The organism is Ornithinimicrobium cerasi, assembly GCF_003702705.1.
GTDB lineage: Bacteria > Actinomycetota > Actinomycetes > Actinomycetales > Dermatophilaceae > Ornithinicoccus > Ornithinicoccus cerasi.
Genome location: NZ_QZMN01000004.1, coordinates 135130 through 161416, shown reverse-complemented (window position 1 = coordinate 161416; position 26287 = coordinate 135130). Strand labels below are relative to the sequence as shown.

The following is a 26287-nucleotide window of genomic DNA, read 5'->3' as shown; positions in this document are numbered from 1 at the left end:
TCAGGCGACGGTGACCGTCACGTTGTGCCACCCGGTTGACCCGTCAGGAGCGATCGGCTCCCGCCGGGGTGTCTGTACCCGCCCGGCGCGGTCGGTCGCGCGCACCTCGAGGCGGTGGGTGCCCGGTTCGGCGTCCCAGACCCAGCGCCAGGCCCGCCAGGTCTCGTCGGAGTCCTCGACGCCGAGCTCGGCGTCCTGCCACCCGCCCTCGCCGGCCCGCACCTGCACCCGGTCGATGCCGACCGTCTGCGCCCAGGCCACGCCGGCCACGGTGGTGGGCCCGGCCGTCAGGCGGGCGAAGGACCCCGGCACGTCGATCCGCGACGACAGCTTGACCGGCGCCTGCTCGGCATACCCGCGCTCGGTCCAGTAGGCCGCGAAGTCGGCGAACCGGGTCACCTCGAGCTCGGTCAGCCACTTGGTCGCCGACACGTAGCCGTAGAGGCCGGGGGTCACCATCCGCACCGGGAAGCCGTGCTCGGGCGGGAGCGGCACGCCGTTCATGCCCACGGCGACGAGGGCACCCCGGTCGTCGGTGAGCGCGTCGAGCGGGGTGCCCGCGGTGAAGCCGTCGGCGCTGCGGGACCGGACCGCGTCCGCCCCGGCGCGCACCCCGGCCTCGGCGAGCAGGTCCCGCGTGGGTATGCCGAGCCAGGTCGCGGTCCCGAGGAGGTCCCCGCCGACCTCGTTGCTCACGCAGGTCAGGGTCACCCGGTGCTCGACGAGGTCCCGGTCCAGGAGGTCCTGGTAGGTCAGCTCGAGGGGCCGGTCGACCAGGCCGGTGATGCGCAGGACGTAGTCGGACACCGGGACGCGTGGCACCTGCAGCGCCGTGTCCACGCGGTAGAAGTCGGCGTTGGGGGTGAGGTGCGGGGTGAGGCCGGGGACGTCGAAGCTCACGCCCGCGGGGACCGGCGCGACCGGACCGACCGGGGGCGGGAGGGTCAGCAGGGCCGGGTCCGCGGCGCGGCCGGTCAGCCCTCGGGTCGCTCCCCCGGCGGCGCCGACCGCGGCCATGCTGGAGGCGGCGAGCAGGAAGCGCCGGCGGTCGACGGTGCGGCCCTGCCCCGTCCGGGTGCCGATCCCGGCCCGCAGCAGGGCCAGCAGCAGGGCGAACCCGCCGACGCTCACGAGCACGGTCGCCGCCGACGCGAGGACGAGGGCGCCGGGACCTGCCGCCCGCGCCCGGTCCAGGGCCATCGCGGCGACGGCGAGGCCGCTCAGCGCGGTCATCCCCAGCAGCGCGGCGCGCGGACGGTCGGTCCCGACCCGGCCGAGGAGGACCAGAGCCACCAGGACCACCGCCAGCACGCCGCCCAGCAGCACCGGCTTGTCCGCCGCACCCAGCGTCGAGACCGCCCACTCCTTCACCGGCCGGGGCGTCAGGTCGACCACGCGGTTGCCGACGGCGACGACGGGACCGGGGAGCGCGAGGAGGCGCGCCAGCCCCTCACCGACGAGCACGCCCGCGGCGCCCGCGAGGAGCCCGGAGAGCATCCCGGCCCCCCGGTGCGCCTGGCTACCGCTCGTCGTGGTCATGCCAGGTCTTCGGACCCGGGCCACCGCCCGGATGTGTGACGTGGGTCACCCGATGCCCGGGCGCGCCCGGCGGACGGGTCGTCAGCCGGGGGTCGGCAGCGCGTCAGCCGGTGGTCGGACCCGTCCCCGGTCCGTCGGCGAACTTGACGAAGGCGCGCAGGTGACCGTCACCGTGGTCCCGCACCTCGGCATACCCGAGGGACTCGTAGAAGGCGCGCTGGCGGGGCTCGTCGTCGGTGAGGAGCACCTGCTGGCGGCACCCGGCGAAGGGCTCCATCACCGCCTGGACCAGAGTCCGTCCCACACCCTCGCGCTGCAGCTCCGGGCGCACCAGGACGTCCTGCAGGTAGGCGATGCTCGCGCCGTCCGAGACCACCCGGGCCAGGCCGAGGAGCTCGTCGCCGTAGCGGGCGGTCACGACGTGGCTGGACCCACGCACCGCGGCCTCGAGCCGCTCGGGGTCGGCCGTGTACGAGGACCAGCCGACGGCGGTGTAGAGCTCGATCAGCTCGTCCAGGTCGGGCTGCTCGGCGGCGATGACGATCTCGTGCGTGCCCACGCAGCCACCCTAGGCGAGCGCCGCTGGGCGCCGGCGACGGGTCCCGTCAGGGCCGCACGTAGATCCCCCGACGGTGCAGACCGAGGGCGACAGCCCACCACACCACCAGGCTCAGGAGTGCGAACCCCACCTGCGCGCTCCCCTCCCATGACACCGCCTCGCCCGCCTGTTCCGCCCAGGACGGCTCGCCGCCGTACCGGAGCAGCAGGGCGGAGCCGAGGTGGGAGCCGAAGTACACCAGGAGCGAGTTGCGACCGAGGGCGACGAGCGGCCAGCCCACCGCGTCGCGGGTCCGCGCCCCACGGACGCGTTCGAGCAGCACGTCGAGGACCGCAAAGGCGACGAGGAACACGGCCAACCCCAACGCCCCCGCCAGCAGCGCGAAGCTCGGCGTCCAGAGCCGCTTGAAGGGTTCCACCACCATGGCCAGGCCGGTGCCCGTCGCGGCGCAGGTGGCGGTCCATGCCGCGATGCGCACAAGGCCGACCCGCCTTGAGCCCGCGCGCGCCTCGAGCGCGAGGTGCCCGGCCGTGGTCCCCGCCGAGGCGGTGAGGAAAGCACCGCAGATCGCCACCAGCCCCTCAGGGTCGTGGCGGCGCTCTCCCTGCGCATACATGTGGTCGCCGAGGAGGGCGCCGTCGATCACGCCGGAGGGGTTGCACGTCGGGGCGAGCACGGCGCCTGGGCAGCGCGCCTCGAACCAGACGTAGGCCAGGGTCCCCAGCACGGCCGTCGCGAGGGTGATGACCGCCCACCCGCGCGCGTCGCGGACGACGGTGTGCAGGAGCGCGGAGGCCAGCACGAGGACCGCGTACAGCTGCAGCACTCCCGTCAGCCGCAGGGACCCGAGCTCGTAGTGGTTCCCGTGCACGGCGGTGTAGACGACGCCCACGACCAGCAGGACGCCCACCCGGCGGGCGGTGGTGCGCCAGCTCGTCCGGCGCCGGTAGGCGAAGGCCAGTCCGACCCCGGACAGCGTGACGAAGAGCGGGAAGATGAGGTCGTAGAACGTCACCCCGAACCACGCCGGGTGCTCCAGCCATGACGGGACCGGCGGGATCACGGACGCGCTGGTGACCGAGACGGTGAGGAAGATCCCCCTCGCCGCGTCGAGGGAGACCAGGCGTGAGTGCGTGCCGCCGAGGCGGGCCGCGCCGCTCACGGCGGGACCACCTCGTAGGACTGCACCCGCGGGAACATGACCTGATCCCTGGCCAGCGGCAGGTCCCCCCGCCGCCACACGTCGGGAAAGGCCAGCCATCCATAGACGCGCTGGTAGGTCCCCATCCGCGGGGCGCTGCCGGCGTCGCCCGGGCCCAGGCCCATCGCCAGGTCGTAGAGCTCCTGGGGCAGCGCGCGGTGCACCGACGCGGCGGGGTCGAAGGGTGAGGTCGCCAGCCAGCTCCCCTCGGCGGCCCGTTCGGCGAGCGCCCGTGCCGCCTCCCGCACGGCGAGGTGGTCCGGACGGTCGTACACGTAGGCCCTCTCCCCCGCGGGGCAGACAACCACCACCTCGCACGTGGGCCGGTCGGCGACCTCGCCCCGCGTGGCGTAGTAGGCCGCGGCCGTGATCCGCCCCACGGGCAGGTCCGGCACGCCCTCCGGTGGGGCGTCCAGCATCCCGGCCAGCACCTCGGTGACCCCCGAGGCCGTCAGCGCGTCGTCGCCCAGGTCCAGGAGGACGACGGTGGCGTGGCGGCCCTCGACCACCTCGGCTCCCTGCCCCGCCACCGTCGCGGGCCGGGCCAGGGACCAGTCCACGGCCAGGACGGGGGTATGACGCGCAGCCTCGCCGAGGGCGGTCCGGAACGCCTGGAGCCGGGCCTCCTCGCAGGCCGTGGAGGAGGCACCCTGGGAGGTCGGGTCGGGCCGGGGAGCGACCTCCCCGAGCTCGACCTGCAGGTGGTTGGCCATGGCCTGCTCGCCGCAACGCTGGGTCGCCTCCCCGCGCGTCAGCAGCACGAGGACCGGACGCAGGTCGGGGCGGTCGAGCAGGGATCCCCACCCGGACAGCTCGTCGTCGGGGTGCGGCACGAGGAGCAGGTGCAGGCCCTGCGGGTCGGCGACGGGGTCCTGCGGGTCGAGCGTCGGCACGTCGCGGGCGAGCGCCCACTGGGCGGGGGTGAGGGAGGGGCGCAGCAGGAAGGCTGTGGAGAGGGCGACGGCGACGAGGGTCAGGACGAGCACCGCGACGACGAGCACCACCCGGACGGAGCCGCGACCGGGCGGTGCCGTGGACCAGGACATGCGCGCCACCCTAGCTTCACGGCTAGTATTTCATTTGACACACCATTCCTTCCGCTATGCGGAAAACCGTTGAGGAGTGCCATGAGCGACCAGACCACCACCTCCCCCACCGTCGAGCTCGACCTGCCCGAGGGCGTCGAGGTCTCCGGCGAGCTGCGACCCGGCTACGAGGAGATCCTCACCCGGCAGGCCCTCGAGCTCGTCGCGACGCTGCACCGGGAGCTCGAACCCCGACGGCAGGAGCGCCTCGCGGCCCGCGCCGAGGTCGTGCGCGCCGTCGCCGAGGGTCAGGACCTGCACTTCCTCGAGGAGACCGCCTCGGTGCGCGAGGACGACTCCTGGCGCGTGGCCCCGCCGGCGCCGGGCCTGGAGGACCGCCGGGTCGAGATGACCGGACCGACCGACCGCAAGATGACGATCAACGCGATGAACTCCGGCGCCCGCGTGTGGCTCGCCGACCAGGAGGACGCCAACACCCCGATGTGGGCCAACGTCGTCGAGGGCCAGATCAACCTGCGCGACGCGGTCGCCGGCACGATCTCCTTCACCTCGCCCGAGGGCAAGGAGTACGCGCTGAAGAGCACCGACCAGGCGCAGAACCCGACGATCGTCATGCGCCCCCGCGGCTGGCACCTGGACGAGAAGCACCTCACCGTCGACGGGCAGCGCACCGCGGGCGGCCTGGTGGACTTCGCGCTCTTCATGTGCGCGAGCGCGCAGCTGCAGATCGACGCCGGCAAGGGCCCCTACTTCTACCTGCCGAAGATGGAGCACCACCTCGAGGCGCGGATGTGGAACGACGCGTTCAACCTCGCCCAGGACGCCCTCGGCATCCCGCGCGGGACGATCCGCGCGACCTGCCTGGTCGAGACCTACCCGGCGGCCTTCCAGATGGAGGAGATCCTCCACGAGCTCCGCGACCACTCCGCGGGTCTCAACGCCGGGCGCTGGGACTACCTGTTCAGCATCATCAAGACCTACCGCACCCGGGGGCGTGACTTCGTGCTGCCCGACCGCAACGCGGTGACGATGACCGCGCCGATGATGCGCGCCTACACCGAGCTCCTGGTGCGCACCTGCCACAAGCGGGGTGCCCACGCGATCGGTGGTATGGCCGCCTTCATCCCCTCCAAGGACGAGGAGGTCAACAGGACCGCCTTCGAGAAGGTGCGCACCGACAAGCAGCGGGAGGCGCAGGACGGCTTCGACGGCTCCTGGGTCGCCCACCCGGGCATGGTCCCCACCTGCTACGAGGTCTTCGACGCCGTCCTCGGCGAGCGGCCCAACCAGCTGGACAAGCTCCGCGAGGACGTCGACGTCTCCGCCGCCGACCTCCTCTCCGTCTCCGAGACGCCGGGGGAGGTCACCGAGGCCGGCCTGCGCGCCAACATCGACGTCGCCATCCAGTACCTCGCGGTCTGGCTGACCGGGCGCGGGGCCGTCGGCATCCACAACCTCATGGAGGACGCCGCCACGGCGGAGATCTCGCGCAGCCAGGTGTGGCAGTGGCTGCACAACGACGTCGTCCTCGACGACACCGGCGAGACCGTCACGCGCGAGCTGGTCCAGCGCCTCACCGACGAGGTCCTGCAGGATCTGCCGGAGGCCGACGGCGTCGACTACGCCGCGGCCAGGGACCTCTTCCTCGCCGTCGCCGTGGCCGACGACTACGCCGACTTCCTGACGGTGCCGGCCTACGAGGAGATGCCCTGACCGGGCGCCTAGGGTAGGGAACCAGTCAGGTCCAGGACGAGGAGGTCGGGGTATGACGAACAGCCAGCCACGCGGGTCGGTCACCGCCGTGCTCGAGGACCTGCGCGGGGTGGTCGCCGCGGCGCACCTGCTCACCGACCCGGCGCAGCTGGTGACGTACGAGTGCGACGGGCTCGCGGCCTACCGCGTGACGCCCGGTCTCGTCGTGCTCGCGGACACCGCCGAGGAGGTGGCGGCCGTGGTCCGGTCGTGCGCCCGGCACCGGGTGCCGTTCGTGGCACGCGGGTCCGGCACCGGCCTCTCGGGCGGGGCGCTCCCCCACGCCGAGGGCGTGCTCGTGGTCACCAGCCGGCTGCGCACCCTGCACGCGATGCGGCCGGAGGACCAGCGGGCCGTCGTCGACCCCGGCGTGATCAACCTCCAGGTCTCCCGGGAGGCCACGCCGCTGGGCTACTACTTCGCCCCCGACCCGAGCAGCCAGCAGATCTGCTCGATCGGCGGCAACGTCGCGGAGAACTCCGGCGGGGCGCACTGCCTCAAGTACGGCTTCACCAGCAACCACGTGCTCGCCCTCGACGTGGTGACCCCGACGGGTGAGCAGGTGACCCTCGGCACCGAGGCCCCGGACCCTCCCGGCTACGACCTCGTCGGGGCGTTCGTGGGCTCCGAGGGGACGCTGGGCGTGGCGACGCGGGCGGTGGTGCGCCTCACCCGCCTGCCGGAGGAGGTGCGCACGGTGCTGGCCGGCTTCCGCAGCACCGACCAGGCCGGGGCGGCGACGAGCGCCATCATCGCGGCTGGCATCGTCCCCGCCGCGATCGAGATCATGGACGCGCTGGCGATCGAGGCGGCGGAGAAGGCGGTGAGCTGCGGCTACCCCGCCGGCGCCGGTGCCGTGCTCGTGGTCGAGCTGGACGGTGCGGAGCAGGAGGTCGAGCACGAGTACGCCGAGGTCGAGCGGATCTGCCGGGAGGCCGGCACCTTCGAGTTCCGGATGGCGACCGACGCCGCCGAGCGCGCCGAGATCTGGAAGGGCCGCAAGTCGGCGTTCGCGGCCGTCGGGCGGATCTCCCCCGACTACATCGTCCAGGACGGCGTGGTCCCCCGGACCTCGCTCCCCGAGGTGCTGCGCCGGATGGGCGAGATCAGCGCCGAGCGCGGGGTGCGCGTCGCCAACGTCTTCCATGCCGGCGACGGCAACCTGCACCCCCTCGTGCTCTTCGACGCCTCCGAGGAGGGCGCGACGGAGCGGGCCGAGGAGGTCTCCGGGATGATCTTGGACCTGTGCATCGAGCACGGCGGGTCGATCACCGGGGAGCACGGGGTGGGCGCGGACAAGGCGCGCTACATGCCGCGGATGTTCACCGACGACGACCTCGACACGATGCAGCTCGTCCGGTGCGCCTTCGACCCGGACGGCATCGCGAACCCGGGCAAGGTCTACCCGACGCCCCGGCTGTGCGGCGAGCGCCCCCGCGTCGTCCAGGGTGCGCACCCGCTGCAGGAGGCCGGCATGGCGGAGGTCTTCTGATGGGTGACGACGTCCTCACGTCCCTGGCCGGCACCTGCACGCTGCGCGAGGCGCAGCCGGGGGATGCCGTGGACGGCGTCCCGGCGACCGTCGTCGCCAGCCCCGCGGACGCCGGGGAGACCTCCGCGCTGATGCGCGCGTGCGACGCCGCGGGGCTGACGGTCGTGGTGCGGGGCAACGCCAGCAAGCTGTCCTGGGGACGACCTCCCGAGCGGGTCGACGTGGTGCTGGACACCACCGGGATGGACGCCCTGGTGGAGCACAGCCGGGGGGACCTGATCGCGACCGCCGGGGCCGGTATGCCGCTCGCCGTCCTGCGGGACCGGCTCGCCGAGGGCGGTCACCAGCTCGTCGTGGACGACCTCGTCGGGATCAGCACCCTCGGCGGAGCGGTGGCCACCGGGCTGGCCGGACCGCGGCGGATGTGGACCGGCGCTCTCCGGGACCTGGTCATCGGCGTCCGCTTCGTCCGGGCGGACGGCACCGTGGCCAAGGCGGGCGGCAAGGTCGTCAAGAACGTCGCCGGCTACGACCTGTCCAAGCTGCTCACGGGCTCGATGGGCACGCTGGCGGTCATCACCGAGGTCACCGTGCGGCTGCACCCCGTCCCCGCCTCCTCGTGGTGGGTCGGCGCGACCGTGCCGCCGGACCGCCTGCCCCAGGTCCTCGGCACGCTCGTCGCCAGTCAGCTCGTCCCCCACGCCGTCGAGGTGCACGCCGTACCGGGCGGGGACCCGCAGGTCGCCGCCCTGGTCAGCGGGACCCCGGCCGGCTCCGCCGCGCGCGCCGAGGCCATGGCGCCCCTGCTCGGTGCCGGTGCCCAGGTGGCCGAGGAACCCCCGTCGTGGTGGGGTCGGATCCCCACCTCCGACGGTGCCGGGTCCCCGCTGCTGCTGCGCACGACGGCGCGCCTGAGCGGCATACCCGAGCTTGTCGCGGAGGCGACCGGCGCCGGGCTCACGGTGACCGGCTCCGCGGGCGCGGGTGTGCTGCACGCGGCCGGGGACGGCGGCCTCGACGCCTCCGCGGCCGTGACCGCCCTGCGGACGACCAGCGTCCGGCTCGGGGGGTCCACCGTGGTCCTCGACGCGCCGGCCGCCACCAAGACCACCCTGGACACCTGGGGCGAGGTCCCGGCGCTCGACCTCATGCGCCGGGTCAGGAACGAGTTCGACCCCCGCCGCACCCTGGCACCCGGCCGCTTCGTGGGAGACCTGTGACATGACCGAACGCACCGTCCCGACCACCGAGCAGCCGCGCCGGCAGCCCCCGGACCGGCAACCCGTCGACCTGGGCATCCCCACCGCGCGCGGCGACCGCAGCGAGGTGCTGGCCAGGCCGGCCTTCGACGACCACCGTCCGCCCAGCCCCGAGCTGCTCGACGACTGCGTGCACTGCGGGTTCTGCCTGACTACCTGCCCCACCTACCAGCTGTGGGGCGAGGAGATGGACAGCCCCCGGGGCCGGATCGACCTGATGCGGGCCGCGAGCGAGGGAGCGCCCCTCACCTCCTCGATGGTGGACCACTGGGACGCCTGCCTGGGCTGCATGGCCTGCGTGACGGCGTGCCCGTCCGGGGTGCAGTACGACCGGCTCATCGAGTCGACGCGCGCCCAGGTGGAGCGCCGCGTCGAGCGGCCCCCGGCGGACGCCGGGCTGCGCGCCCTGATCTTCTCCCTCTTCCCCCACCCCCGCCGCCTGCGCCTCCTGCGGGGTCCGCTGCGGCTCGCGCAGCGGACGGGCGCCCTCGGGCTCGTGCAGCGCACCGGCCTCGTCGGACGGGTCAGCCCGCAGCTGGAGGTCATGCAGTCGCTGGCCCCGCCACTCGGGCCCCGTGTGGAGGTCCCGGAGCGCACGCCGGCCGTCGGGACGCGGCGCGCGGTGGTCGGGATGCTCACCGGCTGCGTCCAGCGCGAGTTCTTCGGCGACGTCAACGCCGCGACCGCACGGGTCCTGGCGGCGGAGGGTTGCGACGTCATCGCGCCGCGCCGGCAGGGGTGCTGCGGTGCCCTGTCCGTGCACGTCGGGCGTGAGGAGGAGGGCGCAGCCTTCGCCCGGAGGCTCATCGACACGTTCGAGGACGCCGGCGTGGACACTGTCGTCGTCAACTCCGCCGGGTGCGGCTCGAGCATGAAGGACTACGTCCACCTGCTCTCGGACGACCCCGACTACGCCGACCGCGCGCGTGACTTCAGCGCGAAGGTGCGGGACCTCTCGGAGATCCTCGTCGAGCTCGGCCCCGTCGCGCCCCGCAGGCCGGTCGCCGAGGACGGTGAGGAGGTGGTCGTGGCCTACCACGACGCCTGCCACCTCCGGCACGCGCAAGGGGTGGTGAGCCAGCCGCGGGCGCTGCTGAACGGCATACCCGGCGTGCGTCTGGTGGAGATCCCGGACGCGGAGATCTGCTGCGGGTCCGCGGGGGTCTACAACATCCTCAACCCCGAGCCGGCCCGCGAGCTGGGCGACCGCAAGGCCGCCAACATCCTGCGCACCGGGGCACGCCTGCTCGTCACCGCCAACCCGGGCTGCCTGATGCAGATCAGCCAGGCGATGGAGCGGGCCGGGCAGCCGGTGCCCTTCGTGCACACCGCCACGCTGCTCGACGCCTCCCTCCGGGGCGAGCGACTGGTCTGAGCGACCCCCACGCAGAGTGACGCAGGCCCGGTCCGTGGGGACCGGGCCTGCGTCGTGCGGTGCGGTGGGTGGAACCGTCAGGCGTCGGCGTGCGCGCGCGCCGCGGGCAGCTTCTTCTCGCGGTTGAGCATCCACCAGAGGGTGCCGACGAGGATGGCCACCAGCACGGCGGTGTGGATCACCCCGGCCAGACCCACGCCGTAGATCATGAAGTACCCGACGGACCCCGCCACGAGGCAGTAGTAGAAGGTGACGAGGGCCGTCTTGCGGATCAGGTCACCCTCGCGGCCCAGCAGGCCCACCGTCGCCGAGGCGGCGACGATGTTGTGGATGGCCACCGGGTTGCCGCCGGCGCCGCCGATGGCCTGGGTGGCGACGACCGTCTCGGGAGGCACGCCGATCTCCTCACCGGTCGCGAACTGGAAGAGCGCGAAGGTGAGGTTGGAGACGGTGTTCGACCCGGCGACGAAGGCGCCCAGGGCTCCGATCCAGGGGCTGATGAGCGGCCAGTTGGCACCGCCGACGGCGGCCGCACCCTCGGCCAGGGTCACCGGCATCGATGCCAGCCCCGACTCGGTGAAGTCGGCACCGGAGCGGATGAGGATGCGCACCAGCGGGACGGCGAAGCCGAGCGCCACCGCAGTGCCCAGGATCTGCTTGCCCGCCACCGTCCAGGTCTCCCGGATCTGCTGGCCGTCCATCCTGTGCAGGCCGTAGGTGATGAGGCAGGTGATGATGAACACCGTCCCCGGGCTGTAGAGCCACTGCCAGGTCGTGGAGATGCCCGAGTTGAAGATGTTGTTGAAGGGGATCGTCACGAACGGGTTGTCGGCGCGCAGCGCGCCGGTCAACGGCGGGATCAACCGCGTGGCCAGCAGGAGCACGGCGATGATGACGTAGGGCGTCCAGGCGGTGACGATGCCCATCTTGCGGTGGGCCAGCTCGTCGAGGTGATCGGTGTCCAGGGACCCCATCCAGCGCTCCTCCCAGGTCGAGCGCGGCCCGAACTCGAAGGTCTCCTTCGGCATGAGGAAGCCCTTGCTGGAGGTGAACATCACCACGGCCAGACCGAGAAGTCCACCGATGAGCGAGGGGAACTCGGGCCCGGCGAGGTGCGCCAGGAGGACGTAGGGCACCGTCATCGCCAGCGAGGAGTAGATGGCGAACGGCCAGATGCTCAGACCCTCGGCGAAGCTCCTGCGCTCGCCGAAGAACCCGGTGAGCATCACCGAGATGATGAGCGGTATGAGCAGTCCGGCGATGGCATGGATGACCGAGACCTGGCTGGCGATGTACGCGACGTACTCGAGGTGCGTCATGCCGAGCTCTGCCTCCCGGGCCGCGACGCCCGGGTCGCCGCTGAGACCCTGGCCGACGCCCACGATCATCGGCGTGCCGACGGCGCCGAAGGACACCGGCGTGGACTGGATGATGAGGCCGACCATGACGGCGGCCATGGCGGGGAAGCCCAGGGCGAGCATGAGGGGGGCGACGACGGCGGCGGGGGTTCCGAACCCGGAGGCGCCCTCGATGAACGAGCCGAACAGCCAGCCGATGATGATGGCCTGGATGCGCCGGTCCGGGGAGATCGAGGTGAACCCCGCCCGGATCGTGCTCATCGCCCCGCTGGCGATGACCGTCGAGAGGAGCAGCAGCGCCCCGAAGACGATGTAGAGCAGGGTCACCGCGATGATCACGCCCTCGACCGTGGCCGCGGCCACGGCCCCGGGACGCATCTGCCACACGAGCATGGCGATGATCACGGTGACCACGTAGCCGACGGGCATGGCGTACTTGGCCGGCCAGCGGAACCCCGCCAGCAGGATCCCGACCAGCGCGATGGGCGCGATGGCAAGGAGGCTGAGCACTGCAAGGTTGTCCACGTCGACACCTCTGTCCTGACTTGGGCCTCGGTTCCGGGCGAAACGAGGCGTCGGACGGCACTATGTCCTACCCGGGGCGCGGGGGCAAGGCGCCTCGCCGACCTGCACCCGGCGTGGATACGGTGGGCGCATGACGACGCAGGAGGGGCGGCCCGCGCCGCAGCACCAGCCGACCGAGGTCATCGCCCCCGAGGACGCCCGTCCCGCCTCCTACTCCTACGCGCCGGTGGCCGACGACCGGGCCGACCCGGGCGAGGTGGTCTGGGCGTGGGTCCCCTTCGAGGAGGACCGGAGCCGGGGCAAGGACCGGCCGGTGCTCGTGGTGGGGAGCGACGCAGGGCGGCTCCTCGCGCTCCAGCTGACCACGCGGGACCACGACGTCGACGAGGCCCAGGAGGCCGCGGAGGGCCGCTACTGGGTCGACATCGGCAGCGGGGGCTGGGACCACCGGCGGCGCCCGAGCGAGGCACGGGTCAACCGGCTGCTGCGGCTGGACCCGACCGCCGTGCGCCGCACCGGCGCGGTGCTGGACCGCCAGGTCTTCGACCGGGTCATGACCCAGGTCCTGCTCCACTTCCTGCGTCCCTGAGGCGCGAGCGCCTCGTCTCCTCCGACGCGGCGACCCGTCGCCACACCCACAGGCTGCCGGCCAGGCAGAGGACGCCCGTGACCACGCACGCCGCCGCGAGGGGCCACACGGCCGTCAGGACGGTGACCGTCAACGGCCCGGAGGTGGTGCCGACGTCCCCGGCGAGACGCCACCCGCCGAGGTACTGGGCACGCCCCGCTGCGGGGGCGGTGTCCGCGCCCAGCGTCATGACGATCCCGGACCCCATCCCGTTGCCCACCGCCATGACGACGGCGAGGACGGTGAACAGGACCAGACCGTCGGCCAGCGGCAGGAGCGCCACCCCGAGGCCGATCAGGACCACCACGGGGACCGCCACCACGGTCCGGCCGAACCTGTCCATGGTCCAGCCCGCGGGGTAGAACAGGAGGATCTCGACGAACGCCGCCACGCCGAAGACGAGCGAGGTCGCCTCGGCGGAGATGCCGACGTGGTCGGCCCACAGCGGCAGCACCGTGGCCCTCAGCGAGCGCGCGCCGCCGATCACGAGCACGGCGCTGCCCAGGGTCAGGAGGACCCGCCGGTGCTCCACCAGGACCCCGCGGAGCGTGACCACCGACCCCCGCCCCTCCTGCTCCCCTCCCGCCCTGGCCCGCCCCGCCGGCTGCGGGGTGATGTCGCGGACGAGGAGGATGATGACGGTGGAGGTGAGGGCCATGGCGGCGGCGAGCCAGAACACGGCCCGCAGGTCACCGCTCCAGGCGATGAGACCGGCGCCGAGGGTGGGACCCACGAAGGCCCCGACGCGGTGGCTGCCGCCGAGCGTGGACATCGCCCTGGCCAGCAGGTGCGACGGCGTCACGCTGATGAGGAAGCCCTGCCGGGCCAGGAGGAACACCGACCAGCTGACGCCGCTGAGCAGGATCGCGAGCGCCAGGGCGGGCAGCGACGGCGACAGCGCGGCCGCCGCCATGGCCACGGCGTCGAGGACGCCGGCGAGCGCCAGCGCTCGCCGCTCGCCCACGCGTGCCACGAAGGCACCTGCGGGCAGCGAGGTGAGGAGGCTGCCGATGCCCAGCAGCGCGACGACGAAGGCCGCCTGACCCACGGTGGCGCCCAGGTCCCGCGCGTGCAGGGCGAGCACCGGCAGGATCGCCGCGTGCCCGATGCCGTTGACGATCGTCGGGGCGAAGGCCGGCAGGGCGACCGCCCGCAGGCGGAACGGCTCGGTGGGTCCGGTCGGCACGGCTCCGTCCTCTGCTCGGTCCCCGCGGCGGGTGCACCGGCCGGCGGGCACCCCGGACGACGAAGACCCCGCCGCGAGGGCGGGGTCTGGCGTCGAGCGTGGTGGTGGAGCTGAGGGGATTCGAACCCCTGACCCCCTCCATGCCATGGAGGTGCGCTACCAACTGCGCCACAGCCCCTCGTCACGAGGACTGGAACAGATTACACAGCGCTCTGAGCAATATCCAAATCCCAGGTCAGGCCGGGTGGGGACCCGTCCCGTCAGCGGTCGCTCACACTCCCGACACCGGGCAGGACACCGACGTTCCAGGCCTCGAGCCGCCACCCGGTCCGGTGCTGGACGAGCTCTGCCCAGTGGCAGTTGTGCAGGCCCACGAGCGAGAGCCAGGCCTGGCGGTAGGTGAGGCCGACCACGTCGGCGACGAGGGCGCGGCTGGCCATGCCGTGGGTGGCGACCACGCCGCACTCCTCCGGACCCAGCCGGGCGACCAGCTCCTCGAAGACCGCGCGCACCCGCACCTGCACGTCGGCGACGCGTTCACCGTGCTCTCCCCGCACGGCGTCCTCGCCCCGGTCCAGGGCGGCGACGACCTCGGGGTAGCGGGCCACCACCTCGGTGTGGGGCAGGCCCTGCCAGACCCCGACGTGGATCTCCCGCAGCCTGCTGTCGTGCTCGACGCGCAGCCCGGTGCGGGAGGCCAGCGCGTCCGCCGTGTCGGCCGCGCGGGCCAGGTCGCTGGAGAGGAGCCGGGAGACCCCCCGGCCGGCCAGCACGTCCGCCGCCGCCGCGGCCTGCTCGCGCCCTCGCTCGGAGAGGTGGACGTCCAGCTGCCCCTGGTAGATGCCGGAGGCGTTGTGGCCGGTCTCCCCGTGCCTCCAGACGAGGACCTTGCGCATCCGCCGGCTCAGGCCTCGTCCCGGCCCGCGGGCTCGGCGAGCACGATGGGCGGGCAGTCCCGCCACAGCCGCTCGAGGTCGTAGAACTCGCGGTCCGCGGAGTGCATGACGTGGACCACGACGTCACCGAAGTCCAGCAGCACCCAGCGGCCCTCGCGCTGCCCCTCGCGGCGCAGGGGCTTGGACCCCAGCTCCTGCAGCCGCTCCTCGACGGCGTCGACGATCGCGTTCACCTGTCGCTCGTTCGGGGCGGAGGCGATGACGAAGACGTCCGTGAGGACGAGCTGGCCGGACACGTCGAGGGCGACGACGTCCTGGGCCAGCTTGTCGTGGGCTGCGGCCGCCGCGGCCTGGGCGAGCTCGCGGGCCCGTGGGGTGGCGCTCAAGAGGGGTCCTCCCGGTAGAGGTGATACTTGCCGATGTACTGGACGACGCCGTCGGGCACGAGGTACCAGACCGGCTCGCCGGAGGCCGTGCGCTGACGACAGTCGGTGGAGGAGATCGCCATGGCGGGGACCTCGAGCAGGGACACCTTGTCCTGGGGGAGCCCGTCGTCGGAGAGGAGGTGACCGGGCCGGGTGACCCCGACGAAGTGCGCCAGCTCCCAGAGCTCCTCCACGCCCTCCCACGACAGGATCTGGGCCAGCGCGTCGGCGCCGGTGATGAAGAACATCTCGTCGTCGGGGCGCTGGGCCCGCAGGTCGCGCAGGGTGTCCCGGGTGTAGGTGGGCCCGTCACGGTCGACGTCGACTCGGCTCACCGTGAACCGGGGGTTGGAGGCCGTGGCGACCACGGTCATGAGGTAGCGGTGCTCCGCCGGCGTGACCGTGGAGACGTCCTTGCGGTAGGGCTGACCGGTCGGGACGAAGACGACCTCGTCCAGCTCGAGCAGGTGCGCCGCCTCGCTCGCGGCGACGAGGTGACCGTGGTGGATGGGGTCGAACGTCCCACCCATCACTCCCAGACGCATCAGTGGGCGCTGGTCCCGCGGCCGGCGTCGGGGTCGTGCTGCCCCTCGCCGACCCCGTGGGGGTCGAGCGCGAGGGTGTTGCGGAAGGAGAACAGGAGCGCCAGGAGGCCGAGGAAGGCGACCATCGCGATCACGCCGAACCAGATCGGCTCGAACGGCAGCTCGTTGACCACGGAGTGCCCAGCGTCCTCGGGCGAGGCCACCAGGGCGGAGGGCAGCACAGACGTCATGAGGGTCACTGTACCCCGGCACCGGGCCGCATACAGTGGGACCATGCCCGCCTCCCCGCACCCCGTGCTCTCGGTCGTCGTGCCGATGTACGACGAGGCCGAGGTGCTCCCGCTGTTCGTCGAGCGGCTGCGCCCGGTCCTCGACGGCCTCGAGGACGGCTACGAGCTCCTCGCCGTCGACGACGGCAGCAAGGACGCCACGCCGGTGCTCCTGCAGGCGGCCCGGCGCACCTGGCCGCAGCTGCGCGTCCTGCGGCTGCGGGCCAACGCCGGCCACCAGGCGGCCATCTCGGCCGGTCTGGCCGCGGCCCGGGGCGACTGGGTCGTCACGCTCGACGCCGACCTGCAGGACCCCCCCGAGGTCATCCCGGAGATGCTGGCGGCGGCCCGCGCCGAGGGCGTCGACGTCGTCTACGGCGTCCGCACCGACCGGTCCACCGACACCGTGTTCAAGCGACGCAGCGCGCACCTGTTCTACGCCACCATGCGCGCCATGGGAGCCACCGGCGCCCCGGACAACGCCGGCGACTACCGGCTGATGTCCCGGGCGACCGTCGACGCCGTCAACGCCCTGCCCGAGGACCACCGGGTCCTGCGACTGGTCGTGCCCGCCCTCGGCTTCCCGGCGACGACCGTCGGCTACGCGCGGGAGGAGCGGGCCGCCGGCACGAGCAAGTACCCCCTCGCGAAGATGATCCGGCTCTCCCTCGACTCCATCACCGGCTTCTCCAGCGCCCCGCTCAGGCTGGCCACCTGGTTCGGCCTGGGCGGCTTCCTCCTGGCCGTCGGGCTGCTGCTCTACGCCCTGGTCGCCAAGCTCGTCGGCCACACCGTCGCCGGCTGGACGTCCACGGTCGTCATCGTGGCGGCCGTGGGCGCGGTGCAGCTCCTCTGCCTCGGGATCCTCGGCGAGTACGTCGGGCGCGTCTACTCCACCCTCCAGCGACGGCCCACCTACTACGTCGCCCACGACTCCCTCACCGGCGCCTCCGACACCGGCTCCGTCGCCGTGAGCGCCAGTGCCTCGCGCACCCCGACGGCGGCCGCCGGGGGCGGAGGACGGAATACCCCGGACCCATGAGCAGCCAGGCAGACGCGCGCACCCGCGCCTGGCTGCTGGACACCGACCCCGCCCTGCGCTGGCAGGTGGAGCGGGACCTGCTGGCCGAGCCGGAGGAGGTGTGGCGCGCCACCCGCGCCAGGGTGGCGACCGAGGGGTACGGCGCCCGGCTGCTCGCCCTGCAGGACGAGGACGGCCAGTGGGCCGGTGGTGCGTTCTTCCCGCGCGGCTGGCAGGAGCCGGAGGAGCGCGTGGGCCAGCCGTGGACCGCGACCACGTGGTCGCTGACGGCGCTGCGGGAGTGGGGCCTGGACCCTGCCGCGCTCGGCGACACGGCGGAGCGGCTGGCGCACCACAGCCGGTGGGAGTACGACGACCTCCCCTACTGGGGCGGCGAGGTCGACTGCTGCATCAACGCCGCCACCCTCGCGAACGGGACCTGGCTCGGCGCCGACGTCGCGGGCCTGGAGCAGTGGTTCGCCGACCACCAGATGACCGACGGCGGCTGGAACTGCGCCTGGGAATGGGACGGCAGCACGGTCTCCTCCTTCCACAGCACCCTCAACTCGCTCGAGGGCCTGCTCCACCGCGAGCAGCACGGCCCGGGAGGCGGGCAGCTGCGCGAGCTGCGGCGGGGCGGCGAGGAGTACCTCCTGGAACGCCGGCTCATGCACCGGCGCACCTCGGGCGAGCTCGTCGGCCCGTGGGTCACCGAGCTCGGGTACCCGTTCCGCTCCGTCTACAACGTCCTGCACGCGCTCGACTACCTGCGCCGCTCGTCCCTCCTCGAGGGCCGGCCCCCGGACCCGCGCGCCGCGGAGGCCGTCGAGGTCCTGCGCGCGAAGCGCTCCCCCGACGGCACCTGGACCCAGGAGGTGCGGCACGCGGGCGAGGTCTGGTTCGAGGTGGACGTGCCCGTCGGGGAGCCCTCCCCCTGGCTGACGCTCTACGGCACGCGCGTCCTGGACTGGTGGGACTCCTCCACCGGCTGAGTCAGCGGACCTGACCGTCCCCCTCGACGACCCACTTGGTCGTCGTCAGCTCCGGCAGCGCCATCGGCCCGCGGGCGTGCAGCTTCTGGGTGGAGATGCCGATCTCGGCACCGAACCCGAACTCGCCGCCGTCGGTGAAGCGGGTCGAGGCGTTGACCAAGACCGCCGCGGCGTCCACCTCGGTCGTGAAGCGTCGCGCCGCCGCCCGGTCGTCGGTGACGATGGCCTCGGTGTGCCCGCTGGTGTGCTCCTGGATGTGCGCGATCGCGGCGTCGAGGTCGTCCACCACCCGGGCCGAGATGTCGAGGGACAGGAATTCGGTGTCGTCGTCCTCGGCGGTGATGGGCACGTGGGCGACGCCCGCGGCCTCGGCATACGCCTCCATCTCCTCGTCCCCGTGCACCGTGACGCCCGCGGCGCCGAGCTCGCGCAGGATCGCCGGGACCACGGTGCCGGCGACCCGGCGGTGCACGAGCAGGGACTCGGCGGCGTTGCAGACCGACGTGCGGTGCGTCTTGGAGTTGGTGACGATGCGGACGGCCATCCCGGGGTCCGCGGCGGCATCGACGTACACGTGGCAGTTGCCGACCCCCGTCTCGATGACCGGCACGGTGGACTCCGTGACGACGGTGCGGATGAGGCTCGCGCCCCCGCGGGGGATGACGAGGTCCACCAGCCCCCGCGCGGTCATCAGCGCGCGACCGGCGTCGTGGCCACCCTCGGAGAGGAGGTTGACGGCGTCCGGGCTCAGCCCGTGCGCCTCCAGGGCGCCGCGCATGAGGGACACCAGACGGCCGTTGGTCGACGCCGCGGCCGACCCGCCGCGCAGGATCACCGCGTTCCCGCTCTTGAGCCCGAGCCCCGCGGCGTCGACGGTGACGTTGGGCCGCGCCTCGTAGATCATCCCGACCACCCCCATCGGCACCCGCACCTGGCGGATCTGGAGGCCGTTGGCCAGGGTCGAGCCGCGCACCACCTCCCCCACGGGGTCAGGGAGCGCCGCCACCTGGCGCAGCGCGTCGGCGACCGTCCGCACGCGCGCCTCGTCCAGGGTGAGCCGGTCGAGCAGGTTCTCGGCCAGGCCCCTCGAGCGACCGCGCTCCAGGTCCTCGCGGTTGGCGTCGACCACCTGGGGGGCGGCCGCCTCGACCGCGTCGGCGAGCGCACCGAGGGCAGCGTCCTTCTCGGCCCGGGTGAGCAGCGCCAGCTGGCGGGCGGCGACGCGGGCCCGCCGCGCGATGTCGTGGACGTACTCGCGGACGTCGTCGGGGATGAGGGTCTGCGCGGTCATGCTGGCTGCTCCTGCGGTGGGGTCGGGCGGTCGGGGTATGTCGTGGGTCCGGGGCGTCAGAGGACGACGAGGTCGTCGCGACGCACCACGGGTCTGGTCGCCGGCGCGCCGGTGCGCAGGCGGGCGGAGCGCTCCATCCGGCGGCCCACCAGCTGGCGCAGCTCGTCGGCGTCGTAGCCGACGAGACCGCGGGCGACGACCCGTCCGTCGGGGTCGCAGAGCTCGACGGTGTCACCGGCGGCGAAGCGACCCTCGAGCCGGGTGATGCCGACCGGCAGCAGCGAGGTGCGGCGCAGCACCACGGCCTGGACGGCCCCGTCGTCGAGCACGATGCGGCCCGAGCTGCTGCTGGCGTGGGCCAGCCAGCGCCGCCGGGCCGGGCCGCGGCGGCCGGTGGGGCTGAAGAACGTCCCGATCTCCTCCCCGGCCAGGGCCGGACCCACCTGGTCGGCGGAGGCGAGAAGCACGCTGATGCCCTCGGCGGTGGCCATCTGGGCCGCGGCCAGCTTGGTGGCCATCCCGCCCGTGCCGACCTGCGAGCCGCTGCCGGAGACGTCGACGTGGGCCAGGTCGTCGACACCCGTGACGTGGCTGATCCGGCGGACCCCGGGCGCGCTGGGGTGGCCGTCGTAGAGACCGTCCACGTCGGAGAGGAGCAGCATCGCGTCGGCGTTGACCAGGTGGGCGACGAGGGCCGCGAGCCGGTCGTTGTCGCCGAACCGGATCTCGTCGGTGGCGACCGTGTCGTTCTCGTTGACGATCGGCACGATCTCGAGCTCCAGGAGGCGCTCCAGGGTGCGGGAGGCGTTGACGTAGTGGCTGCGTCGCTGCATGTCGTCGGCGGTGAGGAGCACCTGCCCCACCCGGACCCCGTGGAGGGTGAAGGCCTGGGTGTAGGCGGCCATCAGCACCCCCTGCCCCGCGCTGGCGGCCGCCTGCTGGGTGGCGAGGTCCTTGGGGCGCCTGCTCAGCCCGAGCGGCTGGATGCCGGCGGCGATCGCGCCCGAGGAGACGAGCACGACCTGGGTGCCGGCCATGGCCCGCCTGGCCAGCGCGGTCGACAGCGCCTGCAGGCGGAACCCGTCGAGACCGCCCTGCGGTCCGGTCAGCGAGGAGGACCCGACCTTGACCACGAGCCGGTGCGCGTCACGGATGACACCGTGGTCGGGGTGGTCGGACATAGGAAGCATAGTATTCCACTCCTACGCATACTCATGCATCGTCCGGGCGGCCACAGCGGCCCGGACGGCTCACTCCGGGTCGGTCCACTTCCCGGACCGGCGCTCGGCCTCCATCTCGGCGCGCACCCTGGCCGCCGCGTCCATCTTGCCGTGGAACGTGTCCCGCTTCTCGGCCCGGCTGGGGCGGCGCCGCTCGTCGAGCCGCAGGTCCGTGCCCCGGGCTCCGAGGAGCTCGGCGCCGGAGGCCATCGTGGGCTCCCAGTCGAAGACGACGGCGTCGTCGACCGCCCCGACGAGGACGGTCGAGCCCGCCACCGCCCCGGCCTTGAGCAAGGCCTCCTCGACACCGAGGCGGTTGAGCCGGTCCGCGAGGTAGCCCACGGCCTCGTCGTTGGCGAAGTCGGTCTGGCGCACCCACCGGGTGGGGCGCTCGCCCACGACGCGGAAGACCTCGCCGTCCGGGGTGTTCTCCCGCACGATCTCGAAGCCGCTGTCGTCGATCGCCCTCGGCCGCAGCACGACCCGGGTCGGCTCGGTCACGACCTGCTCGTCCCGGGCGCGGCGCACGTGCGCCGCCAGGGCGAAGGTCAGCTCCTTCAGGCCCTGGTGCGCGACCGCCGAGACGATGTGCACCTGGTAGCCCTGCTCCTCCAGGTCGGGACGCACCATCTCGGCGAGCTCCCGCGCCTCTGGCACGTCGGCCTTGTTGAGGACGACGACACGCACCCGCTCCGCGAGCGGGATGCCGCCCAGCTGGCCGTGCGGGACGTAGGCCGCGAGCTCGGCCTCGATCACCTCGAGATCGGTGAGCGGGTCGCGCCCAGGCTCCAGCGTCGCGCAGTCGATGACGTGGACGAGGACGTGGCAGCGCTCGACGTGCCGCAGGAACTGCAGGCCCAGCCCCCGGCCCTCGCTGGCCCCGGGGATCAGGCCCGGCACGTCGGCGACCGTGAAGCGCTCCCCGCCCGCGGTGACGACACCGAGGTTGGGGACCAGCGTGGTGAACGGGTAGTCGGCGATCTTGGGCCGCGCCGCCGACAGCACGCTGACCAGGGAAGACTTGCCGGCGGACGGGAAACCGATGAGCGCGACGTCGGCGAGCGTCTTCAGCTCGAGCACGACCTCGCTCTCCTGGCCCGGCTCGCCGAGCAGCGCGAACCCGGGGGCCTTGCGCCGCGGCGAGGCGAGCGCCTTGTTGCCGAGGCCGCCGCGCCCGCCGCGCGCCGCCACATACTCCGCGCCCTCCCCCACGAGGTCGGCGAGCACCTCGCCGGAGCGGGTGGTGACCACGGTGCCCGACGGCACCGGGAGGACGAGGTCGGTGCCCTGGGCGCCGTTGCGCTCGTCACCCTCCCCGGGCCTGCCGTTGGGCGCGCTGCGGTGCGGGCTGTGGTGGTAGTCGATGAGGGTCGTCACCTGGGCGTCGACGCGCAGGACGATGTCACCGCCGTCGCCACCGTTGCCGCCGTCCGGGCCGCCGAGCGGCTTGAACTTCTCGCGGTGCACGGACGCGACACCGTGGCCGCCGTTGCCCGCGCGCAGGTGCAGGACCACGCGGTCGACGAAGTTGGCCATGGGGAGATCCTCTCAGGGGTATGACGTGCCCGTCCGTCGGGCGGGCGCGCCCGCAGGCGGGCGGAGACGACGCGACGCCGGTGGGGCCAGGGGCTCCCACCGGCGTCGCGGTGTCAGTGGTGACGGGCGCTCAGGCGTCGACCGTCTCCGGGGTGACCACGTTGACGGTCTTGCGGCCGCGCTTGGCGCCGAACTCGACGACGCCGGGGACGAGCGCGAAGAGCGTGTCGTCCTTGCCGCGGCCGACACCCTCGCCGGGGTGGAAGTGGGTGCCGCGCTGCCGGACGATGATCTCACCGGTGCCGACGACCTGGCCGCCGAACCGCTTCACACCCAGACGCTGCGCGTTCGAGTCGCGACCGTTGCGGGTCGAGGACGCGCCCTTCTTGTGTGCCATGGCTGTGCCTCCCTGGTAGCGACGCGCTCAGGCGTCGATCGAGGTGATCTTGACCTGGGTCAGCGGCTGGCGGTGGCCCTGGCGCTTCTTGTACCCGGTCTTGTTCTTGTACTTCTGGATGATGATCTTGGGGCCCTTTGTCGCAGCCATGACCTCGGCCCGGACGACCGCCTTGCCGAGGACGTCGGCGTCGGTGGTCACGGTGGAGCCGTCGACCAGCAGGACCGGAGCGAGGTCGACGGTCTCGCCCGCCTTGGCCGTGACCTTGTCGATGGTCAGGACGTCACCGACGGAGACCTTCTCCTGGCGGCCGCCAGCGCGGACGATCGCGTACACGTTGAACTCACTTCCTGCGTTGCGTAGGTGGGATTTCAGCTCCCGCCTGGCCGGGTCGAGCCACCGCGAGCGCGTTGTCTGCGAGACCCGTCCCGAGCGGGGCGAACCGACGCACCAGACTACCGTGCCGAGGTCCCCGGGACCAAACCGGTGCTGGTGGCCGGGTGGGGTCAGTCGGTGCCGGGGGCGTCGGCACCGGTCGGAGGGCCGGCGGGGGCCGAGACCCGGCCCCGACGACGGCGCCGAGGCTTCTCCTCGGCAAGGACCTCATCCTCCTCGGGGTGCTCCGCGCCGCTCACCGGTCCGGCCTCCGGCTCCGCGGCCGGCCCTGGTGCCGCGGGCGTCTCGGGGGCCACGGGCTGCGCGACTTCCGGGGCGGGCGCCGCGGCGGCAGGCGCGGCCGCGGCCGCGCTCCTCGCCCGGGACCGGGACCGCTTGGGAGCCGCCGGTTCGACGACCGGTGGCTGGACGGTGGTCTCCCCCGTCGGCGTCCCCTCGGCGGCTGCCTCGGTCGCGGGGTGCTCCTCCGCGGGTGACGCATCCGGGGCGAGTGCCTCCTGCGAGGTCTCCCTCGCGACCGCGTTGGCCGCCTCCGAGGACGCGCCGGCGTTGAGCGCGGCCGCGTGGGCGGCGGCGGCGATCTGCGCCGGGGTGGGACCGTTCGGGTTGGGGGTGGGCAGCACGTTGCGCGGCTCGCTCGGGGTCGAGCCCCCGGTGGAGCCCTGCCCGGTCGTGCCCCGACCGCGGCCACGACCCCGCTTGGGGCCGGCGCCGCCGTCGGAGCCGCCTCCGCCGTCGCCACCGTTGCCGGGGTCGCCGTTGCCGGTCCTGGCGACCGGCTCGGGCTGCACCACCACACCGCGGCCCGCGCAGTGCGCGCAGGTCTCGGAGAAGACCTCGATGAGGCCCGAGCCCACCCGCTTGCGGGTCATCTGGACCAGACCCAGCGAGGTCACCTCGGCCACCTGGTGCTTGGTTCGGTCGCGCCCGAGGCACTCCAGCAGCCGTCGCACGACGAGGTCCCGGTTGCTCTCGAGCACCATGTCGATGAAGTCGATGACGATGATGCCGCCGATGTCGCGCAGCCGGAGCTGGCGGACGATCTCCTCGGCGGCCTCGATGTTGTTCTTGGTGACCGTCTCCTCGAGGTTGCCGCCGGAGCCGGTGAACTTGCCGGTGTTCACGTCGACCACCGTCATCGCCTCGGTGCGGTCGATGACGAGCGACCCACCGGAGGGCAGCCAGACCTTGCGGTCCATGGCCTTGGCGATCGCCTCGTGCACCCGGTGGACCGTGAAGATGTCCTGCGTCCCGGTGTGCTTCTCGACCCGGTCGGCCAGGTCCGGCGCGACGTCGTCGATGTAGCGCTTGACCTCCGTCCACGCCTGCTCGCCGGACACGACGAGCTTGGAGAAGTCCTCGGTGAAGACGTCACGGATGACGCGGACGGTCATGTCCGGCTCCCCGTGCAGCAGCACCGGGGCGTTCGCGGCGCGGGCCTTCGCGGTGCTGCTGATGCTGTCCCAGGCGGTGGTGAGGCGCTCCACGTCGGCGCGCAGCTCTGCCTCCGAGGCGCCCTCCGCCGCGGTGCGCACGATGACGCCGGCCTCGTCCGGGACGACCTCCTTGAGGATCTTCTTCAGCCGGGTGCGCTCGGTGTCGGGCAGCTTGCGGGAGATGCCGGTCATCGAGTTGCCGGGCACGTAGACGAGGAAGCGTCCGGGGAGGGAGATCTGGGACGTCAGGCGGGCGCCCTTGTGACCGATCGGGTCCTTGGTGACCTGGACGAGCACCGACTCCCCCGACTTCAGGGCGTTCTCGATCCGCTTGGGCTGACCGTCGAGACCGGCCGCGTCCCAGTTGACCTCGCCGGCGTAGAGCACCGCGTTGCGTCCTTTGCCGATGTCGACGAAGGCAGCCTCCATGCTGGGCAGCACGTTCTGCACGCGGCCGAGGTAGACGTTGCCGACCATCGTGGACTGCGCCGATCGCGACACGTAGTGCTCGACCGGGACACCGTCCTCCATCACCGCGATCTGGGTGCGGTCCTCGAGCCCCCGGACGACCATGACGCGGTCCACGCTCTCGCGCCGGGCGAGGAACTCGGCCTCGGAGATCACGGTGCGACGGCGACCGGCCTCCCGACCCTCACGACGCCGCTGGCGCTTGGCCTCCAGCCGGGTCGAACCCTTGACCGAGGTCACCTCGTCGCGGGCGGGCCGCTCCTGCGCACCGGACTCACCGCTGCGCCGCCGGCGCCGGCGCCGGCGGGTGCCGCTCCCGTCCTCGTCGTCGTCCTCGGTCGGAGCGGCCTCGCCGTCGTCGGACCCGCGGTCCTCCGCAGGAGACTCGGCGGCAGCGCCACCCCGTCCGCGCGTCCGGCCGCGGCTGCGGCGTCGGCTCGTGCCGGCCGGAGCCTGCTCGCCCTCGGTCTCCTCGCCCTCAGACCCGGACTGGGGGGCGTCGCCGTCGTCGTCCGCCTCGGCGTTCTCGCCACCGTCCCCGTCGGTCTGACCCCGCCCCCGGCGTCCCTTGCCCCCACGACGCCTCCGACGGCCGTTGCGCTGCGAGGCGTCGTCACCGTCGTCACCGTCGCCGTCGTCGCTGTCGTCGCCGTCCTGGCCTGAGGTCGAGCCCCGGGCCGTGTCGGCGCGGGAGACGGTGGGCCGCGACGCGTCGTCGGACCCCTCGCCGCCCCGGTCCAGCTCGTCCTCGGACACCTCGGTCGGCGTGGTCACGCCGGCCGTGGCACGGCGGGAGCGGCGCTGGGGCAGGTCGGTGAGGTCGGGAGCCTGGAACACGAGCCCGAAGGAGTAGCTGGGCGCAGCGGCGACCGGCTCGGTCTCCTCGTCCTCGGCGCCCCCGTCGCCCTGCGCCACCACGTCGGCACCGTCGCCCTCGCCCGTCGCGCCGTGCGTGGGGTCGCCGTCCGCCCCGTCCTCGGCGGCCTGCGCGGCGTGGGTCGCCGGGTCGGACGCTGCGCTCTCCTCGGCCGGGGCCGCCCCCGTGTCGTCGGCTGCGGTGTCCTCGGGCGCGGTGTCCTCGGCCGCGTCGTCCGCGTCCTCGACGTCCTCGACGGCGGCCGGCTCCCCGTCGGCCGCGGTGCCCACCCCGAACAGGGCCTGGGCCTGGCTGGTCAGTTCCGCCGCGCGCTCGGCGCGCGACCGCTCCTCTGCCACGTCCGGGGTCTCGCCGGTGGTGATGCTGTCGTCAGACACGATGTGTCCTTCCAGCCGCGCGGAGGAGGCCACACCCAGGGCCGCGTACGGCCCGCTCCCCGCGCAGCGCGGGTGCAGTTCGTCCGGGCCGGGTCGGCCGCGGACGGAAGTCGTCCAGTCACCGCTGCGGTTCGCGCGGAAGGCGCGGCACCGTGCGGCCGGCGGGAGTCACGGACGCGACATGGCGTCACGCATGCGCACCTTTCCTAGGGCGCACTGCC

At 73.5% G+C, this 26287-nt stretch carries 23 protein-coding genes and 1 tRNA gene; 7 read left to right on the top strand and 17 right to left on the bottom strand.

The genetic code is table 11. The annotated features are described in order from the left end of the window. The 4 genes from D4B81_RS06095 to D4B81_RS06080 form a co-directional block, all read right to left on the bottom strand. Positions 1 to 1539, bottom strand: coding sequence for a molybdopterin-dependent oxidoreductase (locus D4B81_RS06095; RefSeq protein WP_122261567.1), 1539 nt, complete (start codon positions 1537 to 1539; stop codon positions 1 to 3). Between the two features lie 103 nt (positions 1540 to 1642). Further along, positions 1643 to 2098: a GNAT family N-acetyltransferase gene (locus D4B81_RS06090; protein WP_122261566.1), complete on the bottom strand. Its 456-nt coding sequence runs from the start codon at positions 2096 to 2098 to the stop codon at positions 1643 to 1645. A 46-nt stretch (positions 2099 to 2144) separates the two neighbouring features. Continuing rightward, the gene (locus D4B81_RS06085) at positions 2145 to 3260 is read right to left on the bottom strand and encodes a heparan-alpha-glucosaminide N-acetyltransferase domain-containing protein (RefSeq protein WP_161965008.1); all 1116 of its coding nucleotides are present in this window, start codon (positions 3258 to 3260) and stop codon (positions 2145 to 2147) included. Next, positions 3257 to 4345: a hypothetical protein gene (locus D4B81_RS06080; RefSeq protein ID WP_122261564.1), complete on the bottom strand. Its 1089-nt coding sequence runs from the start codon at positions 4343 to 4345 to the stop codon at positions 3257 to 3259. The genes D4B81_RS06085 and D4B81_RS06080 overlap by 4 nt, the downstream gene beginning before the upstream one ends. Positions 4346 to 4426: 81 nt before the next feature. Here D4B81_RS06080 and aceB point away from each other — a divergent pair, with 81 nt between their 5' ends. The 4 genes from aceB to D4B81_RS06060 are packed head-to-tail and all read left to right on the top strand — an operon-like array spanning position 4427 to position 10223. Then, complete coding sequence (gene aceB, locus D4B81_RS06075; RefSeq protein WP_122261563.1) at positions 4427 to 6058, top strand: malate synthase A; 1632 nt, start codon at positions 4427 to 4429, stop codon at positions 6056 to 6058. Between the two features lie 52 nt (positions 6059 to 6110). Beyond that, positions 6111 to 7589: an FAD-linked oxidase C-terminal domain-containing protein gene (locus tag D4B81_RS06070; RefSeq protein ID WP_122261562.1), complete on the top strand. Its 1479-nt coding sequence runs from the start codon at positions 6111 to 6113 to the stop codon at positions 7587 to 7589. Continuing rightward, a complete protein-coding gene (locus D4B81_RS06065) occupies positions 7589 to 8809 on the top strand; it encodes an FAD-binding oxidoreductase (RefSeq protein ID WP_122261561.1) in 1221 nt (406 codons plus the stop codon). The genes D4B81_RS06070 and D4B81_RS06065 overlap by 1 nt, the downstream gene beginning before the upstream one ends. A gap of 1 nt (position 8810) precedes the next feature. After that, positions 8811 to 10223, top strand: coding sequence for a (Fe-S)-binding protein (locus tag D4B81_RS06060; protein WP_202613595.1), 1413 nt, complete (start codon positions 8811 to 8813; stop codon positions 10221 to 10223). 77 nt (positions 10224 to 10300) lie between these two features. On the opposite strand, the gene D4B81_RS06055 is transcribed toward D4B81_RS06060, so the two are convergent. After that, the gene (locus D4B81_RS06055; protein WP_122261560.1) at positions 10301 to 12106 is read right to left on the bottom strand and encodes an L-lactate permease; all 1806 of its coding nucleotides are present in this window, start codon (positions 12104 to 12106) and stop codon (positions 10301 to 10303) included. 130 nt (positions 12107 to 12236) lie between these two features. Between D4B81_RS06055 and D4B81_RS06050 the strand changes: the two genes are divergently transcribed. Beyond that, positions 12237 to 12695: a type II toxin-antitoxin system PemK/MazF family toxin gene (locus D4B81_RS06050; RefSeq protein WP_122261559.1), complete on the top strand. Its 459-nt coding sequence runs from the start codon at positions 12237 to 12239 to the stop codon at positions 12693 to 12695. Here D4B81_RS06050 and D4B81_RS06045 read toward each other — a convergent pair. The 6 genes from D4B81_RS06045 to D4B81_RS06020 form a co-directional block, all read right to left on the bottom strand. Continuing rightward, positions 12658 to 13920: an MFS transporter gene (locus D4B81_RS06045; protein WP_237565847.1), complete on the bottom strand. Its 1263-nt coding sequence runs from the start codon at positions 13918 to 13920 to the stop codon at positions 12658 to 12660. The genes D4B81_RS06050 and D4B81_RS06045 overlap by 38 nt on opposite strands. A gap of 102 nt (positions 13921 to 14022) precedes the next feature. Continuing rightward, positions 14023 to 14098: transfer RNA gene (locus D4B81_RS06040), tRNA-Ala, on the bottom strand. A gap of 82 nt (positions 14099 to 14180) precedes the next feature. Beyond that, complete coding sequence (locus D4B81_RS06035; protein ID WP_122261557.1) at positions 14181 to 14816, bottom strand: histidine phosphatase family protein; 636 nt, start codon at positions 14814 to 14816, stop codon at positions 14181 to 14183. An 8-nt stretch (positions 14817 to 14824) separates the two neighbouring features. Next, positions 14825 to 15202: a ribosome silencing factor gene (gene rsfS / locus D4B81_RS06030; RefSeq protein ID WP_097187763.1), complete on the bottom strand. Its 378-nt coding sequence runs from the start codon at positions 15200 to 15202 to the stop codon at positions 14825 to 14827. Further along, entirely contained in the window at positions 15199 to 15771 is a 573-nt protein-coding gene (gene nadD, locus D4B81_RS06025) for a nicotinate-nucleotide adenylyltransferase (protein WP_237565858.1), read from the bottom strand. The genes rsfS and nadD overlap by 4 nt, the downstream gene beginning before the upstream one ends. 14 nt (positions 15772 to 15785) lie before the next feature. Next, the gene (locus D4B81_RS06020) at positions 15786 to 16016 is read right to left on the bottom strand and encodes a hypothetical protein (protein WP_141401441.1); all 231 of its coding nucleotides are present in this window, start codon (positions 16014 to 16016) and stop codon (positions 15786 to 15788) included. A gap of 43 nt (positions 16017 to 16059) precedes the next feature. Here D4B81_RS06020 and D4B81_RS06015 point away from each other — a divergent pair, with 43 nt between their 5' ends. Then, positions 16060 to 17097 carry a glycosyltransferase family 2 protein gene (locus D4B81_RS06015; protein ID WP_122261555.1) on the top strand — a complete coding sequence of 346 codons (1038 nt, stop codon included), beginning with the start codon at positions 16060 to 16062 and terminating at the stop codon, positions 17095 to 17097. Next, positions 17094 to 18068, top strand: coding sequence for a squalene cyclase (locus D4B81_RS06010; RefSeq protein ID WP_122261554.1), 975 nt, complete (start codon positions 17094 to 17096; stop codon positions 18066 to 18068). The genes D4B81_RS06015 and D4B81_RS06010 overlap by 4 nt, the downstream gene beginning before the upstream one ends. Before the next feature lies 1 nt (position 18069). Here the strand turns inward: D4B81_RS06010 and D4B81_RS06005 are convergent, their stop codons facing one another. The 6 genes from D4B81_RS06005 to D4B81_RS05980 form a co-directional block, all read right to left on the bottom strand. Continuing rightward, a complete protein-coding gene (locus tag D4B81_RS06005; protein WP_122261553.1) occupies positions 18070 to 19359 on the bottom strand; it encodes a glutamate-5-semialdehyde dehydrogenase in 1290 nt (429 codons plus the stop codon). Positions 19360 to 19415: 56 nt separating this feature from the next. Continuing rightward, entirely contained in the window at positions 19416 to 20540 is a 1125-nt protein-coding gene (proB, locus tag D4B81_RS06000; RefSeq protein WP_122261552.1) for a glutamate 5-kinase, read from the bottom strand. Positions 20541 to 20609: 69 nt separating this feature from the next. Further along, positions 20610 to 22115 carry a GTPase ObgE gene (gene obgE / locus D4B81_RS05995; protein ID WP_122261551.1) on the bottom strand — a complete coding sequence of 502 codons (1506 nt, stop codon included), beginning with the start codon at positions 22113 to 22115 and terminating at the stop codon, positions 20610 to 20612. A gap of 130 nt (positions 22116 to 22245) precedes the next feature. Continuing rightward, positions 22246 to 22512 carry a 50S ribosomal protein L27 gene (gene rpmA, locus D4B81_RS05990; RefSeq protein ID WP_097187771.1) on the bottom strand — a complete coding sequence of 89 codons (267 nt, stop codon included), beginning with the start codon at positions 22510 to 22512 and terminating at the stop codon, positions 22246 to 22248. A 27-nt stretch (positions 22513 to 22539) separates the two neighbouring features. Then, positions 22540 to 22848: a 50S ribosomal protein L21 gene (gene rplU, locus D4B81_RS05985; protein ID WP_097187772.1), complete on the bottom strand. Its 309-nt coding sequence runs from the start codon at positions 22846 to 22848 to the stop codon at positions 22540 to 22542. 170 nt (positions 22849 to 23018) lie between these two features. Next, positions 23019 to 26066, bottom strand: coding sequence for an Rne/Rng family ribonuclease (locus tag D4B81_RS05980; protein WP_237565846.1), 3048 nt, complete (start codon positions 26064 to 26066; stop codon positions 23019 to 23021). Between the last annotated feature and the right edge of the window lie 221 nt (positions 26067 to 26287).

What these genes read in the sequence shown, in the direction of transcription:
- D4B81_RS06005 (WP_122261553.1), bottom strand. Translation starts at nt 19,359, where the DNA reads ATGACCGCGCAGACCCTCATCCCCGACGACGTCCGCGAGTACGTCCAC.
- D4B81_RS06010 (WP_122261554.1), top strand. Translation starts at nt 17,094, where the DNA reads ATGAGCAGCCAGGCAGACGCGCGCACCCGCGCCTGGCTGCTGGACACC.
- obgE (WP_122261551.1), bottom strand. Translation starts at nt 22,115, where the DNA reads ATGGCCAACTTCGTCGACCGCGTGGTCCTGCACCTGCGCGCGGGCAAC.
- D4B81_RS06035 (WP_122261557.1), bottom strand. Translation starts at nt 14,816, where the DNA reads ATGCGCAAGGTCCTCGTCTGGAGGCACGGGGAGACCGGCCACAACGCC.
- D4B81_RS06015 (WP_122261555.1), top strand. Translation starts at nt 16,060, where the DNA reads ATGCCCGCCTCCCCGCACCCCGTGCTCTCGGTCGTCGTGCCGATGTAC.
- D4B81_RS06080 (WP_122261564.1), bottom strand. Translation starts at nt 4,345, where the DNA reads ATGTCCTGGTCCACGGCACCGCCCGGTCGCGGCTCCGTCCGGGTGGTG.
- aceB (WP_122261563.1), top strand. Translation starts at nt 4,427, where the DNA reads ATGAGCGACCAGACCACCACCTCCCCCACCGTCGAGCTCGACCTGCCC.
- D4B81_RS06070 (WP_122261562.1), top strand. Translation starts at nt 6,111, where the DNA reads ATGACGAACAGCCAGCCACGCGGGTCGGTCACCGCCGTGCTCGAGGAC.
- proB (WP_122261552.1), bottom strand. Translation starts at nt 20,540, where the DNA reads ATGTCCGACCACCCCGACCACGGTGTCATCCGTGACGCGCACCGGCTC.
- nadD (WP_237565858.1), bottom strand. Translation starts at nt 15,771, where the DNA reads ATGGGTGGGACGTTCGACCCCATCCACCACGGTCACCTCGTCGCCGCG.
- D4B81_RS06095 (WP_122261567.1), bottom strand. Translation starts at nt 1,539, where the DNA reads ATGACCACGACGAGCGGTAGCCAGGCGCACCGGGGGGCCGGGATGCTC.
- rpmA (WP_097187771.1), bottom strand. Translation starts at nt 22,512, where the DNA reads ATGGCACACAAGAAGGGCGCGTCCTCGACCCGCAACGGTCGCGACTCG.
- D4B81_RS06020 (WP_141401441.1), bottom strand. Translation starts at nt 16,016, where the DNA reads ATGACGTCTGTGCTGCCCTCCGCCCTGGTGGCCTCGCCCGAGGACGCT.
- D4B81_RS06065 (WP_122261561.1), top strand. Translation starts at nt 7,589, where the DNA reads ATGGGTGACGACGTCCTCACGTCCCTGGCCGGCACCTGCACGCTGCGC.
- D4B81_RS06060 (WP_202613595.1), top strand. Translation starts at nt 8,811, where the DNA reads ATGACCGAACGCACCGTCCCGACCACCGAGCAGCCGCGCCGGCAGCCC.
- D4B81_RS06050 (WP_122261559.1), top strand. Translation starts at nt 12,237, where the DNA reads ATGACGACGCAGGAGGGGCGGCCCGCGCCGCAGCACCAGCCGACCGAG.